The 344-nt window shown below is 67.2% G+C and carries 1 pseudogene; it reads right to left on the bottom strand.

From position 1 onward, the window contains the following. Positions 1-344, bottom strand: a pseudogene (locus tag K206_RS44185) (4-amino-4-deoxy-L-arabinose transferase); the annotation flags it as partial.

The raw sequence follows: 344 nt of genomic DNA, 5'->3' as shown, positions 1-344 counted from the left end.
GAAGCCGGCCACCAGCAGCGGCACGAAATACCAGAGCGGGCCCTTGCGCGAGTGCACCGTGGAGGTGTAGCGCTGCCAGTGCTCGTGGATGAAGAAGAAATGGAGGAATTCGGGGTTGCGCTCCGACACCAGCCAGAACCACGGTACCGTGACGATCAGCATCAGCGCGATGCCGCTGGCCAGATGCAGCCGCTTCCACAGGCCGAAGTCGCGCGCGATCAGCGTGTAGATCACCAGCACCAGCCCCGGCAGGGCGATGCCCACCAGGCCCTTGGTCAGGATCGCCACGCCCATCGCCACCCAGCACGCCCACATCCAATGGCGGCGCGCGGCCGGGGTGGCGG

This window comes from Cupriavidus sp. WS, from assembly GCF_000395345.1.
In the GTDB taxonomy this organism is placed as follows: domain Bacteria; phylum Pseudomonadota; class Gammaproteobacteria; order Burkholderiales; family Burkholderiaceae; genus Cupriavidus; species Cupriavidus basilensis_B.
The sequence above is the reverse complement of the archived record's forward strand: the minus strand, read 5'-3'. Positions and strand labels throughout refer to the sequence as shown.